This window comes from Agrobacterium sp. LR_9, from assembly GCF_041954855.1.
GTDB lineage: Bacteria > Pseudomonadota > Alphaproteobacteria > Rhizobiales > Rhizobiaceae > Agrobacterium > Agrobacterium leguminum.
Genome location: NZ_JAVAYA010000032.1, coordinates 24,666 through 39,466, shown reverse-complemented (window position 1 = coordinate 39,466; position 14,801 = coordinate 24,666). Strand labels below are relative to the sequence as shown.

13 protein-coding genes and 1 tRNA gene are annotated in these 14,801 nt (G+C 59.7%); 10 read left to right on the top strand and 4 right to left on the bottom strand.

What is annotated here, in order from left to right; translation table 11 throughout:
• The first annotated feature begins 191 nt into the window (after positions 1-191).
• Both RAC79_RS23480 and ilvC read left to right on the top strand, forming a co-directional pair.
• Positions 192-845, top strand: coding sequence for a TetR/AcrR family transcriptional regulator (locus tag RAC79_RS23480; protein WP_003507581.1), 654 nt, complete (start codon positions 192-194; stop codon positions 843-845).
• Positions 846-894: 49 nt separating this feature from the next.
• Entirely contained in the window at positions 895-1,914 is a 1,020-nt protein-coding gene (ilvC, locus tag RAC79_RS23475) for a ketol-acid reductoisomerase (protein ID WP_046798127.1), read from the top strand.
• Between the two features lie 70 nt (positions 1,915-1,984).
• Here ilvC and RAC79_RS23470 read toward each other — a convergent pair whose 3' ends face one another.
• Both RAC79_RS23470 and RAC79_RS23465 read right to left on the bottom strand, forming a co-directional pair.
• Positions 1,985-3,016, bottom strand: a complete 1,032-nt coding sequence (locus RAC79_RS23470) for an endonuclease/exonuclease/phosphatase family protein (RefSeq protein ID WP_149740947.1) — start codon at positions 3,014-3,016, stop codon at positions 1,985-1,987.
• Between the two features lie 108 nt (positions 3,017-3,124).
• Entirely contained in the window at positions 3,125-3,577 is a 453-nt protein-coding gene (locus tag RAC79_RS23465) for an RbsD/FucU family protein (RefSeq protein ID WP_374997576.1), read from the bottom strand.
• A 273-nt stretch (positions 3,578-3,850) separates the two neighbouring features.
• On the opposite strand from RAC79_RS23465, the gene RAC79_RS23460 reads away from it, so the two are divergent.
• The 5 genes from RAC79_RS23460 (at position 3,851) to RAC79_RS23440 (ending at position 10,454) form a co-directional block, all read left to right on the top strand.
• On the top strand, positions 3,851-5,095 hold the full coding sequence (locus tag RAC79_RS23460) for a PLP-dependent aminotransferase family protein (RefSeq protein ID WP_059756777.1): 1,245 nt from the start codon (positions 3,851-3,853) through the stop codon (positions 5,093-5,095).
• A gap of 330 nt (positions 5,096-5,425) precedes the next feature.
• Positions 5,426-6,409, top strand: a complete 984-nt coding sequence (locus tag RAC79_RS23455) for an ABC transporter substrate-binding protein (RefSeq protein WP_142845309.1) — start codon at positions 5,426-5,428, stop codon at positions 6,407-6,409.
• A gap of 9 nt (positions 6,410-6,418) precedes the next feature.
• Complete coding sequence (locus tag RAC79_RS23450; protein WP_174039457.1) at positions 6,419-8,113, top strand: iron ABC transporter permease; 1,695 nt, start codon at positions 6,419-6,421, stop codon at positions 8,111-8,113.
• Complete coding sequence (locus RAC79_RS23445; RefSeq protein ID WP_174044604.1) at positions 8,101-9,129, top strand: ABC transporter ATP-binding protein; 1,029 nt, start codon at positions 8,101-8,103, stop codon at positions 9,127-9,129. Before RAC79_RS23450 ends, RAC79_RS23445 begins: the two co-directional genes overlap by 13 nt.
• A gap of 215 nt (positions 9,130-9,344) precedes the next feature.
• Positions 9,345-10,454, top strand: a complete 1,110-nt coding sequence (locus RAC79_RS23440; protein ID WP_174044602.1) for an endonuclease/exonuclease/phosphatase family protein — start codon at positions 9,345-9,347, stop codon at positions 10,452-10,454.
• Positions 10,455-10,484: 30 nt separating this feature from the next.
• On the opposite strand, the gene RAC79_RS23435 is transcribed toward RAC79_RS23440, so the two are convergent.
• Positions 10,485-12,224: a diguanylate cyclase gene (locus RAC79_RS23435; protein ID WP_078051892.1), complete on the bottom strand. Its 1,740-nt coding sequence runs from the start codon at positions 12,222-12,224 to the stop codon at positions 10,485-10,487.
• 213 nt (positions 12,225-12,437) lie between these two features.
• On the opposite strand from RAC79_RS23435, the gene RAC79_RS23430 reads away from it, so the two are divergent.
• Both RAC79_RS23430 and RAC79_RS23425 read left to right on the top strand, forming a co-directional pair.
• Positions 12,438-12,513, top strand: a tRNA-Thr gene (locus RAC79_RS23430).
• A gap of 271 nt (positions 12,514-12,784) precedes the next feature.
• On the top strand, positions 12,785-13,354 hold the full coding sequence (locus RAC79_RS23425; RefSeq protein WP_065655864.1) for a hypothetical protein: 570 nt from the start codon (positions 12,785-12,787) through the stop codon (positions 13,352-13,354).
• Positions 13,355-13,445: 91 nt separating this feature from the next.
• On the opposite strand, the gene RAC79_RS23420 is transcribed toward RAC79_RS23425, so the two are convergent.
• A complete protein-coding gene (locus tag RAC79_RS23420) occupies positions 13,446-13,799 on the bottom strand; it encodes a nuclear transport factor 2 family protein (RefSeq protein WP_003522435.1) in 354 nt (117 codons plus the stop codon).
• 395 nt (positions 13,800-14,194) lie between these two features.
• On the opposite strand from RAC79_RS23420, the gene RAC79_RS23415 reads away from it, so the two are divergent.
• Positions 14,195-14,797: a J domain-containing protein gene (locus tag RAC79_RS23415; protein ID WP_003522436.1), complete on the top strand. Its 603-nt coding sequence runs from the start codon at positions 14,195-14,197 to the stop codon at positions 14,795-14,797.
• Positions 14,798-14,801: the final 4 nt, after the last annotated feature.

The window sequence follows — 14,801 nt, the reverse complement described above, 5'->3', positions numbered from 1 at the left end:
GCCCACCTCGGTCTGCTATCCACGCAAAATTCCCTGGAGGTTCACCTCAAGCTTGCAGTCATACTCCGGGGCACCGCGTCAATTCTCGTCCTCCTCTGAAGAATCCGCTTGACGGGCAAGCAGCCTCCGCTTAAATGGCGCTCGAACCGTACCGTACGGTACATTAATCGAGCCCCTGGAGTGGAAAAGACTTGGCTTCCGACCCGATCACAGCGCAGGAATTTTCGCCGCGCCAGAACGCCGTTCTGGACCAGGCATTGCGTCTATTGGTCGAGGGCGGCGAGAAAGCGCTTACCACATCGGGGCTGGCGCGTGCCGCCAACTGTTCCAAGGAAAGCCTGTACAAGTGGTTCGGCGATCGCGACGGCCTGCTGGCGGCGATGATCACCTTTCAGCAGAGCAAGGTCCGCACCTTCGAAAAGGCAGGTGACCGCGTCTCCGCACCGCAGCTTGCCGATCACCTCGAGGTTTTCGCGCATGATCTGCTGGATGTGCTGGCGGGCGATGTGTCGCTGGCGCTCAACCGTCTGGCGATAGGGCAGGCGAGCCGCGACGGCTCGAAGCTCGGCGATCTGCTGCTGGAACGCGGCCGTCGCCAGATCGACCGCCGCGCCCGTGGGCTGATCGAGGCAGGTCGCCGTTCCGGCTATCTGCGTTTCGATGATGCCGAGGAGGCATATCGCAGTTTTTACGGCCTCATCGTTTCGGATCTGCATGTGCGCATGCTGCTGGGCGAGGCGCCGGACAAGGATTTTTCCGCCCGGGCGAAGAAGGCGGTGGTCGCCTTTCTGACCCTCTACGGCACGGAAAAGGTACATTCGGAACTCAGCGGCAAACCCGCCTGACATTCCGGTTCAGACAACTGAGAGACAAGCATTAGGGAAGGACCATAAAATGCGCGTTTATTATGATCGTGATGCCGATCTCAATCTCATCAAGTCCAAGAATGTCGTCATCGTCGGTTACGGCTCCCAGGGCCGCGCCCATGCGCTGAACCTCAAGGATTCCGGCGCCAAGAACGTCGTCATCGCCCTGAAGGCCGGTTCGCCGACCGTCAAGAAGGCCGAAGCCGACGGCTTCAAGGTCATGACCGTTGCCGAAGCCGCCAAGTGGGGCGACCTCCTGATGATGGCGACGCCGGACGAGCTCCAGGCCGACATCTACAAGGCCGACATCGCCGGCAACATCCGTGATGGCGCAGCAATCGCTTTCGCACACGGCCTCAACGTTCACTTCGGTCTCATCGAGCCGAAGGCTTCGCTCGACGTCGTCATGATCGCACCGAAGGGCCCCGGCCACACGGTTCGCGGCGAATACCAGAAGGGCGGCGGCGTTCCCTGCCTCGTTGCCGTTCACCAGAACGCTTCCGGCAACGCCCTTGAACTCGCTCTCTCCTACGCCTGCGGCGTTGGCGGCGGCCGTTCGGGCATCATCGAAACCAACTTCAAGGAAGAGTGCGAAACCGACCTCTTCGGCGAACAGGTCGTTCTGTGCGGCGGTCTCGTCGAACTGATCCGCGCCGGTTTCGAAACGCTGGTCGAAGCCGGTTACGCACCGGAAATGGCCTATTTCGAGTGCCTGCACGAAGTGAAGCTGATCGTCGACCTGATCTATGAAGGCGGCATCGCCAACATGAACTACTCGATCTCCAATACGGCCGAGTGGGGCGAATACGTTACCGGTCCGCGCATCATCACCGCCGACACCAAGGCTGAAATGAAGCGCGTTCTGCACGACATCCAGACCGGCAAGTTCACCTCCGAGTGGATGCAGGAATGGAAGGCCGGCGGCGCACGCTTCAAGGGTATCCGTCGCAACAACGACGCACACCAGATCGAAGAAGTCGGCGCCAAGCTGCGCGGCATGATGCCCTGGATCGGCAAGAACAAGCTGGTCGACAAGGCCGTCAACTAAGCTTCATTGCTTGTTGGGAAAATATGGAGGCCGGAGCGAAAGCTCCGGCCTTTTTGTTTTCGATGTGCTATCAAACGATGGTATCGTCTTCCTCGATAACCACCGAAACAGGGAAGTGATCGGAGAACCCACCGAGATTGACGTTTTTGACCGCATCGCCTTTCGACAGGCCGAAGCGGATGGGCCCCTCATTCTTGCTGTGGCTGACCATGGCGGCAATGGCTTCTATTTTTGCCGTCTCCTCACGCGCTTTGAAGCCGCTGCTACCGGTTAAAAGCGATCGGGAAACGAGGATTTGATCGAAGATATTGGCGTCGCCGTTGAAGTAGAGCGTGCCGTAGATCGTTCTTGCCGTGCCGACGGAATCGACCACCGGCTGGCGCAGGTAATTCCAGGTGAGATTGTAGAACATGGCCGATTGCGAGTTTTCGACATCGTCCCGCTCGCGGGTGGAATTGGCGTGGTAGCGCAGCGAGGCATCGGAAGGGTCGTCGTTGAAGTCGCCGAAGGCGATGACAGCGATGTCGTTTCCTTTTTCTTCCCTGATGCGCTGATGCCAATAGCCTAGCGTCTCACCGGCGGTCATGCGAAAACCGGCGCTTTCCACCGCGCCGCCAGAGCGCGACGGCCAGTGATTGGAGAGCGCGATAAGCTGGCGGCCGCCCTTGGTGATGAAGGTGCATTGGGTAATGTCGCGTGTGCCGGTGCGGCGCATCACGAAATGGCTGAAAATCTCGTTCTCGTTGATCAGCAGCTTTTTGCTGTCATAGATGAAGGCGGTATCGATGCCGCGCTGGTCCTTGCTGGAATCGGCATGCACGACCCGGTAGGAGCGCGCGGGCATGAGGTCGTTCAGATGTTCCGCCAGCGTCTCCAGAACGAAACGGTTCTCGACTTCGCAGACACCGAGCAGATCCGGTCCCGCGCCGCCGATCTGGCTTATGATCAGACCGAGCTGTTTGACCTTGGTTTTGAACAGGTCCTCGGTCCAGCCTTTCAGGTCGTTCTTCAGCCGCTCGGCAATCCACGGCTCGCGCGCCGGATAACCCTCCGGCGCAAACAGGTTTTCGACATTCCAGAACGCCAGGACATATTGGGTCATGATCCGCACACCTCCGGTTGGTTTTTCAAGCCTAGTGGAAGTTTTTGCCATAACAACTTGAAATTGTCATGAAGGTGGGCGGCCGGCGCAATTTTCCCGTTTTTGGCCTTACTTCGCCGGCGGGATGACACCCTTCGTCAGAAGGAAGCAGCCATAAAACCGGGTTTCGCCCGTGGTGATGACGCAATAGGCTTTTTTTGCCTGCTCGTAGAAGGCGAAGCGCTCGATGCCATACATGGGAGCGGATTTTCCCTCCGCCGCGTCGATTTCCTTCTGCACTTCCACCTGTACCGGCTCCAGCTGATCCGGCGCGCCCATCACTTCCATGCGGCCGACAGAAGGCTGCAGCGGCGTGTCGAGCGGCAGGACGGAGAGGATCGAATTCATGGCGCGGGCTGCGGAGACGTTGTCGATATGCAGCACCTTGCCGACGGTCGTGTGGCGGGCAACTGAATCGGAGGGGAAGTTGGTGTCGGAGATCACCAGCGTATCGCCGTGACCCATGGCGCGCAGCGCGTGCAGGACATCGGCATTCAGCGCCGGGTCGATATTTTTCAGCATGTCGTCAAACTCCCATGATGCTTTCGCCGTGTTGCGGCGCGCGCGCAATCCAGCTGGAAAACCATGCCGCGTCAATCGCAAAGGTGTGATTGTGAAGCTTTGCGCAAGGGTGTATTTGGCTTTGTCCGCAAAATCCGGCCTTAAGGCAGGTCGGTTGCGGGCAATGTGCAGGGAGGCAGAAATAATTCGAAAAACTGATAAGTCAGTATTGCTGACGTATCGACATTTCTGTAAAGATGCACGCATAAAAACGACACAAGAGGAAACGTACCCATGCTCAATTGGGAACAAATTTTCGCCACGCGCTCTTCGCGCATGAAAGCGTCCGAAATCCGCGAGTTGCTGAAGCTGCTGGAGCAGCCCGATATCATCTCCTTTGCCGGCGGTATTCCGGACCCGGCTCTTTTCCCCGCAGAGGAATTCCAGCAGGCTTATGCGGAAATTTTTTCGGGTTCGCAGGTAAACTCGGCGCTGCAATATTCGGTGAGCGAAGGTTACAAGCCGCTGCGCGAATGGCTGGCGGGCGAAATGGCCGAGATCGGCATCGACTGCACCGCCGATAACGTCTTTATCGTTTCCGGTTCGCAGCAGGGTCTCGATTATCTCGGCAAGCTGTTCCTGTCGCCGAAGGATACGGCGCTGGTCACCTGGCCGACCTATCTCGGCGCGCTTTCCGCCTTCAACGCCTATGAGCCGAACTACGACCAGCTGAACCCCGGCGGCAACCGCACGCCCGAGGCTTACCGCGAAACCGCCGCCAAGCTCGGCGGCGCGGTGAAGTTCGCTTATCTCTCGGCCGATTTCTCCAACCCGACTGGTGAAACCGTCGATCTGGCCGGCCGCGAAAAGGTTCTGGCGCTGGCCGATGAGCTGGATATCGCCGTCATCGAAGACGCCGCTTACCAGTCGCTGCGTTACGATGGCGAGGCTGTTCCGCCGATCATGGCGCTCGACATCGCCCGCTCGGGCGGCATCGAAAACACCCGCACCATCTATTGCGGCAGCTTTTCGAAGACGCTCGCACCCGGCCTTCGTGTCGGTTACATCGTCGCTTCCGCGCCGGTTATTCGCAAGCTGGTGCTGATGAAGCAGGCAGCCGACCTGCATTCCTCGACCATCAACCAGATCGCCATCGAACGTGTCGCCTCGCGCGGCTTCGACAAACAGGTCGCCAAGATCAAGGCAGCCTATAGCGCCCGCCGTGACGCGATGCTGGCCGCACTCGACAGATACATGCCGAAGGGCACGCGCTGGACGAAGCCGGAAGGCGGCATGTTCATCTGGGTGACGTTGCCTGAGGGCATGGATGGCGCAGCGCTGCTGGCGAAATCCATCGCCACGGAAAAGGTCGCCTTCGTTCCCGGCCGAGCATTCTTCGCGGATGGCTCCGGCACGAATACGCTGCGCATCAGCTTCTCCTGCGCCAACGAGGCGATGATCGAGGAAGGCATGAAGCGGCTTGGCCGGTTGATCGCGACGGCGCAGGCGGAAACGGGCGAGGCGCTGCCGGCGATTTGAGGGCGGCGGCTTACGGCAGCGGTAGAGGGTGCGGCTTACCCCCCTCTGTCCTGCCGGACATCTCCCCCTCAAGGGGGGAGATCGACTCGCGGTAAGTTATTGCCTATCGCAACAGTTGAAAATGAAGTGCTGTCAGCGCCTCTTGCCGATCTCCCCCCTTGAGGGGGAGATGCCCGGCAGGGCAGAGGGGGGTGAGCCGCAGGCGCCAAGGGGCATTGTTACTCCTAACCGCGATGGCCCCAAAAGATCCCACCCCAAAAATCCTGCCTGTCACATACATGTTATGCAATCATGTTTTAGCGGTCCCACCAAACAACAGGGACTGGACCCATGAAAACGCTGCTCTCCGCTTTCACCGCCATCGTGTCGCTCGGCTTCATCGCCACCGCCGCCAATGCCGCCGATCTGGTGCTCTACACCAGCCAGCCCAACGAGGACGCGCAGGCGACCGTTGATGGTTTCAAGGCCGCCAATCCCGGTCTCGAGGTTGAATGGGTGCGTGACGGAACGCCGAAGATCATGGCCAAGCTGATGGCCGAGATCAATGCCGGCAATCCGGTTGCCGACGTGCTTTTGATCGCCGATACCGTGACGCTGGAGCGCATGAAGCAGGCTGGCCAGCTTCTCGCCCACAAGTCCACGGAAGCCAAGAATATCGACGCCTCGCTTTATGATGCGGACGGCTTCTATTATTCCACCAAGCTCATCACGACAGGCATCATGTACAACACAGCCGCCGCAATGAAGCCGACGAGCTGGAAGGATCTGGCCAAGGCGGAAGCCAAGGGGCTGGTGACCATGCCAAGCCCGCTGACGTCCGGTGCAGCGCTGATCCATGCGCAGACGCTTGCCGCCGCAAACGGCCTCGGCTGGGATTACTACAAGCAACTGAAGGCCAATGAAGCCATCTCCGGCGGTGGCAACGGCGCGGTTCTGAAGTCCGTCGCGTCGGGCGAAAAGGCCTATGGCGTGGTCGTCGATTACATGCCGATCCGCGAAAAGGCGAAGGGCGCGCCGGTCGAGTTCGTTTTCCCGGAAGAGGGTGTTTCGGCCGTCACCGAGCCGGTCGCGATCATCAAGGGCACCAAGCACGAGGAAGCCGCGAAGAAGTTCGTCGACTACGTGCTGTCCGAAAAGGGCCAGCAGGGCTTCGTCAAGCTCGGTTACATTCCCGTGCGTGCCGATGCCGGCATGCCGGAAGGTTTCCCGGCCCGCGACAAGATCAAGGTTCTGCCGCTCAACGCTGCCGATGCGCTGAAGAATTCCGAACAGGACCTGAAGACCTTCTCCGACATCTTCGGCTCCAAGGGCTGATATAGCGGAATGACCCGTTCCAATGCCTATGGAAGCAGCCAGCCGCGCTGGCTGTTTCCTTTTGTGGTCAGCGTTGTTTTTGCGCTCAGCGCCCTGCCGCTCGGGCGGCTCGCCTATACCGGCGTCATCTCGTCACTTAATGGTGACATATGGCGGCTTCTCGCCGATCCTGCCCTTTGGGATTCGGCGCTGAACACGCTCTCCACCTCGTTTTTCGGCATGCTGATTTCGCTTTTGATCGGCGGCGCTTTCGCGCTTTCGCTGACGCTTTGCGACATTCGCGGCAAGTCGATCCTGAGCTTCCTGTTCATGCTGCCGATGATGATACCGCCGCAGGTGACGGCGCTGTCGTGGATCGGCATGACCGGCCCTTCGAGCACGCTGCTGAAGGCCATCGGCCTCGCGCCCGCGATGGGCTCGCCGCAGCCGCTTTATTCGATAGCGGGTATCGCGCTGCTGCTCGGTGTGCAGCACGCGCCGCTCGTCTATCTGTCGCTGCGGGCCGGTCTGCTCGCTTTGCCGCAGGACGGCATCGAGGCTGCGAAGCTCTCCGGCGCTTCGCCGCGCCGGGTGCTGTTCGATATCATCCTGCCGCTGTCGACGCCGGGATTGATCGCCGGGGCGGCAATTTCCTTCGTCTCCAGTGTGGGCAATTTCGGCATTCCGGCGATCCTCGGCATCCCCGCCTCGATCTTTACCCTGCCGACGCTGATCTACAGCCGTTTTGCCAGTTTCGGCACCAGCACATTCGGCGATATTGCCATCCTCTCCACCATGATCGCAATCATCTCCGTCGCCGGGCTTGCGCTTCAGGAACGGGCGATGAAGGGCAGGGACTATCGCATCATCGGTCTTTCCGGCAAGGCGGCGACATTCCGGCTTGGGCTGTGGCGGGTGCCGGCGGAGCTTGCCCTGTGGCTCGTGCTGTTCTTCATGCTGGTGGCGCCGCTGACGGCACTGGTGGCAAGCTCGCTTGCGCCTGCCTATGGCGTGCCGCTCAGCCTCAAGACAGCGACGCTGCATGCCTATGAGGAATTGCTTTACCGCCAGAGCGTGACGCGTACCGCCTTCCGCAACTCGTTGTTTCTGGCGACCGCCACCTCGCTTTGCTTGCTGGCGGTGACGGTGCTGACGGCCTATTTTCTGGTGCGCGGCAAGAGCCGTTTCATGTTCCTGCTTTCGGCGCTGGTGGATATTCCCTATGCGTTGCCGGGGGTGGTGATTTCCGTCTCCTTCGTGCTGCTTTTCGCGGCCCCCATCCCGCTTGTCGGCATCACGCTTTACGGCACGATCTGGATCATTCTGCTCGCCTATTTCTCCTCCTTCTTCGCCGTCAGCCTGAAACCGATGGTCAGCGCCTTCCTGCAATTCGATCCGTCGCTGGAAGAGGCAGCAAGGCTCTCCGGCGCCGGTTTCTGGCGGCGGCTCAAGGATATCATCCTGCCGCTGGTCGGGCCTGCGGCGGGGGCATCGGTCATCCTTGTTTTCCTCATCGCCTGCAACGAGCTGACAGTCTCGGCGCTGCTGTGGTCCGCCGGCACCCAGACGCTCGGCGTGCTCATTTACAATCTCGATGACAGCGGCAGCTTCGATCTTGCCTCGGCACTTTCGGTGCTTGTCGTCATCATGGTGATTTTCCTCATGGCTCTGCTGGAAATTCTGGGGCGCTATCTGCCGAAAGGAGTGGTCCCTTGGCGAAACTGATCCTCAACCGCCTGTCGAAGAGTTTTGGTGCCGGTTCGAAACCAGCCGTGGACGATGTGTCGCTGACGGTGCGTGACGGCGGTTTTCTCGCTCTTCTCGGGCCTTCCGGCTGCGGCAAGACGACGGTGCTTCGCATGATTGCCGGTTTCGAACAGCCGACCGACGGTTCCATCCTGCTCGGCGAGCGGGTGCTGGCCGATGCCGGCAGCATGGTGCCGCCGGAGCGGCGCAACATGGCGATGGTGTTCCAGTCCTATGCGCTGTGGCCGCATATGTCGGTTGCCGACAATGCCGGTTATCCCTTGAAGGTGCGCGGTATTTCAGGTGAGAAATATCGCGACAAGGTGCGTCAGGCGCTTGCCGCCGTCCGCCTCGAGAGCTTCGCCGATCGCCGTCCCGCCGAATTGTCCGGTGGCCAGCGGCAGCGCGTGGCGCTCGCGCGCTGCCTCGTTACCGAGCCTGACGTGGTGCTGCTCGATGAGCCGCTCGCCAATCTCGACCGGCATCTCAGGCAGGAGATGGAGGAGACATTCCGCGAGTTCCACATCCGCTCCGGTGCGACGATGATCTATGTCACCCACGATCAGGCGGAAGCCATGGCGCTGGCAACCGATGTCGCCGTGATGTCGCAGGGCAGGCTGTTGCAGGTCGCGCCACCGGCGGAGCTTTATGCGCGGCCCGAAGGCAGGCTGGTCGGCTCGCTCGTGGGGCAGGGGGCGATCGTGACCTTGCCGGCGCCCGAAGGGACTTCGCGCGATCTCGACTGGTCGGTGCTTAGGGCAGCGATGGAGAGCGGCAGGCAATCGCCGCACGCGGATATTCTTGTGCGGCCACAGGATGTGGTGCGGCATGCAGAGGGCATCGCCTGCACCGTCACCTCGGTTCTCTACGAGGGCGAGCGTTATGCCCTGCGTCTCGACCTGCCGGACGGGCAGGCGCTGAGGGCCTATTCGCGGGAAGCGGTTGCAGTCGGGGACCGTCTGCCAATGGCCATTCGCGCGGCGTGGCGGCTTTAGGGTGAGAAGTGTACTTCCCTCATCTCTGTGCTTGTCACAGGGGTCCAGCCGACGCGCGTCTGCGCGGTGAAAAGAGTCCTTTCAGCCCAATGACTTGGGCTGAAAGGATTCCTGTGACAAGCACAGGAATGAGGGCGGGTGAAGGACGTGGCCCTGGCTACTGGCGAGGCGGAGCGACACCGGCTAAGCTTTCCCTGTAGCAATAGGATTGATTCATGTCGCTTCGGCTTGCCACCTTCAATATCGAAAATCTCCTCACCCGTTTCGATTTCACCGGCTTTCGCAACCAGACGCGGCGCGACAGGGCGATCCAGCTTTTCGATATTCGCGACGAGGCGACCTATCAGGCGCTGGAAAGCGCGCGGATGGTCTCTTCCACCGACGACACGCGCCAGCTTTCGGCACTCGCCATCGCCGATGCGGATGCCGATATTCTCTGCCTGCAGGAAGTGGACAACATGGCCGCGCTGCAGGCCTTCGAATATGGCTATCTCTATCGCATGGTCGGCAATGGCTACCTGCAGAAATATCTGGTCGAGGGCAATGACAGCCGCGGCATCGATGTCGCCGTCGTCATGCGCGAGGAGACGCGGGACGGCGACAGGATCGAGGTGGTCGATATCAAGAGCCATGCGGCGCTGACCTATCGCAATCTCGATCTCTTCAATCCCGCGCTTGCCGCCACAAACCAGATCGACGACAAGATTTTCAAACGGGATTGCCTGGAAATCGATCTGAGGATCGGCGGCAAGCCGCTGACGCTTTACGTCACGCATTTCAAATCCATGACCAATGCCCGCGACGCGGTCGACGCCCGCATCGCCACCATGCCGATCCGCGAGGCGGAGGCCATGGCCGTGCGCCGTATCATTGAAAACCGCTGGGGTGTGGGCAATACCCGCAACAAGAATTTCGCCATCTGCGGCGATCTGAATGATTATCAGGAGCGTGTCGCGATTTCCGGCGACAGGCGCAGCGGTTACAGCTTCGCGCCCGTCGAGGAGGAGCGCAGCGCGCTCGATATCCTCTCGGCCGATGGTTTCGTGGTCAATCCGATGATGCGCCGTGACGTCATGGATCGCTGGACGCTTTACCATTCACGCGGGCCGCAGGAGCAGCATCTGTGCCAGCTCGACTATATCTGGCTGTCCCCGCGTCTGGCGGAGATGAACGCCACGCATGTTCCCGAAATCATTCGCAATGGGCAACCTTTCCGGACGATATTCCCGCCGGGACAGGAGGTCGAACGTTATCCCCGCACCGGCTGGGATCGTCCGAAGGCTTCCGATCATTGCCCCGTGGTCATGACGCTGGATTTGATCTAGTCGAAGCAAAACCCGCCGCCGGCGATGTTCTTAGCCGTTCGCGACCTTTGGGAAATAGGTTGCCCAGACCCGGTTGCGGCCCGCACGCTTGGCTTCGTAAAGCCGGTCGTCGGCGATGGCGATCAACTCATCCCAGCTGTTGATCGCACGCGCTTCCTGCCAGACCACGCCGAAACTTGCCGTCAGCGACAGGCCGCTTTGCTCATCGATGGTCTGGGCTTCGATCAGGCGGCGAAGGCGGTCGGCCGTGGCCGTCGCCGTGGCATGGCTGACATCCTGCAGCACGACGACGAATTCCTCACCGCCATATCGGGCGAGAATGTCGTGCTTGCGCAATGCGCTGCGCAACAGGCCCGCGGTCTTCTGAAGCGCGATGTCACCCATGGCATGGCCGTAACGGTCGTTGATCGATTTGAAATGGTCGATATCGACAATCATCACGCCGAGCGACTGACATTGCTCCTCGCCCGTCAATATGGAGCGAACCGCCTTTTCGAGTGCGCGGCGGTTGAAGACGCCCGTCAGCGCATCGGTTTCGGAAAGGGTGCGCAGCTGCTCGGCCAGCGCACGCTGCTGGTTTTCCATTTCGCCCTTTTGGCGAAGCTGTTCGCGCAGGAAATCCAGTTCCTCGAACATCTTCTTTACTTCCGGTGCAACCCTGTCCTCATGATTGCCCTCGGAAAGATCACCGCCGGCGATGGCGGCGATCTGCGTCTGGACGGATTGCATGGGACGGAACAGCGCGGTTTTATACACCGATGTCAGCCGCAACAGCACCAGCACAGCGATGCCGGCGAGAAAGAGCGAGGTTCCGCCATAGATCAGGGCCTCCTGCTTTTTCTTTTCGATCCGCGCGCGCGTTTCGGACAGAATAAGGTCGCGCAGGGTGTCGGACGACCGCATGCCGGCAATATAGTTTCTGGAGAATTCAAGTGCGCTTGGCTGGGCGGATGGCACCGCCATCACGATCGTGTTCTGCGCGTAACGCAAAGCCTGACCGAAATATTGGGTTTCAAGATCGCGCAATGCGCCGTCCAGCCGCGGCGTCGAGAGATAGGCGGCGGTATAATTGGTCAGCGATGCTTTCAGCGACAGCAGGCTCTGCATCTCGGTGTCGAACTTGGCGCGATAACCGAGCTTTTCCTGCCTGTTCGCCTTGAGACTCATGATGACATAGGAACCGAGGCGACCGATACGGTCGCGCATCACGCCCGCCGTGCCCGTCATGGCGATGTCGATCGCCACGTCGGGCGTCACCTTGATGATGGCGCGTGCGGCCCTGCCGCGCAGCAGATTGACGCTATCCGCCGCCTTGAACATCGATGCAATCGCATTGGACATCGCGCCGTGGTTACGCGCGTCAGGGGGGAGCGCGGCAACCTGATCGACCAGCTCTCGCGATTGCTCGAGCTTCTGGCGGGTATCAGCAAGCGACTTCGCCAGTTCAGGCTGTGTTCTGATATCGTTGGCGAAGGATTTCTCCAGCTCCGACAGCTTGTCGTCCGTTGCCTTGCGCGCGGCGGCAAGCCCTTCGGTCAGCCTTGCATCCGGCACGGATGCACCCATCAGATTATTGGCGGGGCCTCGCTCGGCCGACACCAGCCATGCGGACTGGAGAGCGGTTTCAAAGCGGCTGAGCTGCGCGGCATTGGTGCGATAGCGCAGATAATTATAGACGCTGGGCAGCGCGGCAAGGGTTGCCAGCAGGATGGAGCTTACGGCGATGATGATCGTGCCCGTCAGCTGGATTTTCTGTATGCTCGCGCGCATATGATGCGTTGTTCTCACTGGAATGGTTATGTTTCATCGCCATTCTAGTGGTGCTGCGTAAATACTTCGCTTATTTTCCGGGCCTTCTGCTACAATTGCGATCATGAAGACAGCCCGGCCGGCGACGGTGTGGAAAAGCGGTTTGTCGATGCCACGGCGTTAGTTTTTACTTTACACCAAGTCAGAATCTGATAGTTGGCAAGGCACTGGCTTGCCCTTGTAGCTCAGTTGGTAGAGCACCTGATTTGTAATCAGGGGGTCGCGGGTTCGAACCCTGCCGGGGGCACCAGTAAAATCAATCGCTTAATCCTGAAATCTATTTGGTTGAATGAACCGTGTGACGGGTGACGCTTTGCGTCTGCCGCTGCCGGTGGTTGAGCCCTGATGAAACTGGAGTGACTGGCTTCGGCCTGCCAGCCCGGGAGACTCTCGCATCGGGAAGCCGGTTTAGCCCACTAGAAGGCGAGATCGGGAAGGGCGGGGCATCCGCCAGAGTTGTAAAGCCCCAAGGTTTAAGCATATTGTTCGGCAGATAAGTTGAGCAACAGCGGGCGCTTTCAATGGATGCATATGGTCATTTGCGGATATTGGTAAGCCTTATCCTCGGCCTGGCCATTACCAGGGTGTTGTCCGGACTTTCCAGAAGGTTGCAGGAGCCGCAGAAAACCGACCGTATGCATGCGCAGATCGTCTGGTCGATTGCCCTGCTTCTGGGAGCTGTCCATTTCTGGTGGTGGGAATTTGCGCTGCGGCTGATCCACAACTGGAATTTCTGGATTTACATTTTCGTTCTGGTCTACACGTCGCTGTTCTTTTTGATGTCGACGCTGCTTTATCCCGATCACATTCAGGAACTCTCCGAGCGGGAAAGTTTTTTCGTGCGCAGGCGACATGCGTTCTTTGCCCTGTTTGCCGCCTCGTTCGTCTTCGATCTGGTGGACACCTACATCAAGGGCAGGGAACATTTCGAACAGCTCGGGCCATGGTATCTGGCAAGGATAGTCGGCGGTCTGCTTATCGCGATTGTGGCGATGAGAACCGATAGCAGCCGCAAAATCATGTGGCTCGGTGTTATCTGGCTCTTCTTTAACGCGCTCTGGATAACAGCGATCTACAGCGACCTGTTCTAGTTCTTTCAGCGGCAAAATAACCGGATCGCGGGACGGCCCTGCGAGTGGAACGCGCAAGCGCACAATGCAGCGTGGCGGTTTCGATGATCGCCTACGGCTTTATGTGATAGAGCTTGTGCACGATGGACCAGTTGCCGTCGCGTTCCAGCAGTGACAGATATTCGTAAAAATCCATACCGTCGAAACGGGTCGTCAGCTTCACCGAGGCGCTGTCGCCTTCCTTGTCGATGCCCATGATTTCAAAAGCGGGATCGTGATCGGGGAGGCCGCGTTCGCTTTTGCGCATCTGGTCGACAAAGTCCTCCAGGGACAGCCATTCGATCTCGCCTTCGAAGGTTCCGACGATGCTGGCGCGCGGGTCGAAAACGTCACGCATCAGGCTCTCATCCGCATAGGCCATGGCATGGACATAGTCCGTGACGGTCTGGGTAATCGTTTGCGGCATCGGATCATCCTCCCTTCTAATCCAAATGCCAAGCTTACACCCGTTGGCGTCTTTCCACCATAACCCCCTGAAAATGCGCCGGTTACGCTTCTTCCTGCGGTGTTTTCCGCCGGCTGCGGCAGGTGCTGTGCGAAACCGTGCGGCATGTTTTGCCGCCGCTTTCCACAATTTTGTCCCGCCTGTCATTATAGTCGCCTTGGGTCCGACAAATTTCGGCATCAAGGGCTTTTCCGCCCGTTTTGATGTGGCGCGCGGCGAGGCTTTGTGTGGGCTTTGCCGGTTTAACCGCCGGGGCGGGGTGCCGCGCCGGGCGGAATTGGCCTATGATCTGCCCGCGTGCCAGACGGGAGCGGTGTTGGGCATGCGGGTAACAGTTTGCGTTTGAAGGTGTTTTTGTGATTGATCCCTATGTTTTGCTTGGCGTGGAGCGCGATGCCGACGAGGCGGCGATCAAGTCGGCCTACCGCAAGGTGGCCAAGGCCGCGCATCCCGATAGCGGCGGCGATGCCGAGCAATTCGCGCGCCTGCAGACGGCCTATGAGCTGCTGAAGGATCCGGTGCGCCGCAAGGTATTCGACGATACCGGCTACGATCCGCAGCTTGCCGACGCCAAGGACCTCAAGGGCCTGCTGATGTTGGAAACGCTGGTGAATGAATTCATTCTGGACGAACGCGAACCCGGCAGTTTCGACCCCGTGGCCGCCATGCGCCGCAAGCTGACCGACGATATTCTGAAAAGCCGTTTCCATATTCTCGAGCTGGAGCGGCACCGCACCCGGGTTCGCAAACATATGGACCGTCTCGGCCGCAAGCCGGAAACCGATGTGCTGAGTTCCATGCTGCGCGCCCGCAGCCAATCCATCGCCGAAGCCATCCGCAATGCCGAAGCCCAGATCGAGGCAATCGAACAGGCCTATACGATGCTCGAAGGTTATTCCTACGAGCTGGAAAGCGTGACGCTGGCCGAGCCCTTGCTGAAAGGCGAGGCGGCGGAATAGGCGG

What these genes read in the sequence shown, in the direction of transcription:
- RAC79_RS23425 (WP_065655864.1), top strand. Translation starts at nt 12,785, where the DNA reads ATGGATGCATATGGTCATTTGCGGATATTGGTAAGCCTTATCCTCGGC.
- RAC79_RS23460 (WP_059756777.1), top strand. Translation starts at nt 3,851, where the DNA reads ATGCTCAATTGGGAACAAATTTTCGCCACGCGCTCTTCGCGCATGAAA.
- RAC79_RS23470 (WP_149740947.1), bottom strand. Translation starts at nt 3,016, where the DNA reads ATGACCCAATATGTCCTGGCGTTCTGGAATGTCGAAAACCTGTTTGCG.
- RAC79_RS23465 (WP_374997576.1), bottom strand. Translation starts at nt 3,577, where the DNA reads ATGCTGAAAAATATCGACCCGGCGCTGAATGCCGATGTCCTGCACGCG.
- RAC79_RS23435 (WP_078051892.1), bottom strand. Translation starts at nt 12,224, where the DNA reads ATGCGCGCGAGCATACAGAAAATCCAGCTGACGGGCACGATCATCATC.
- RAC79_RS23420 (WP_003522435.1), bottom strand. Translation starts at nt 13,799, where the DNA reads ATGCCGCAAACGATTACCCAGACCGTCACGGACTATGTCCATGCCATG.
- RAC79_RS23440 (WP_174044602.1), top strand. Translation starts at nt 9,345, where the DNA reads ATGTCGCTTCGGCTTGCCACCTTCAATATCGAAAATCTCCTCACCCGT.
- ilvC (WP_046798127.1), top strand. Translation starts at nt 895, where the DNA reads ATGCGCGTTTATTATGATCGTGATGCCGATCTCAATCTCATCAAGTCC.
- RAC79_RS23455 (WP_142845309.1), top strand. Translation starts at nt 5,426, where the DNA reads ATGAAAACGCTGCTCTCCGCTTTCACCGCCATCGTGTCGCTCGGCTTC.
- RAC79_RS23450 (WP_174039457.1), top strand. Translation starts at nt 6,419, where the DNA reads ATGACCCGTTCCAATGCCTATGGAAGCAGCCAGCCGCGCTGGCTGTTT.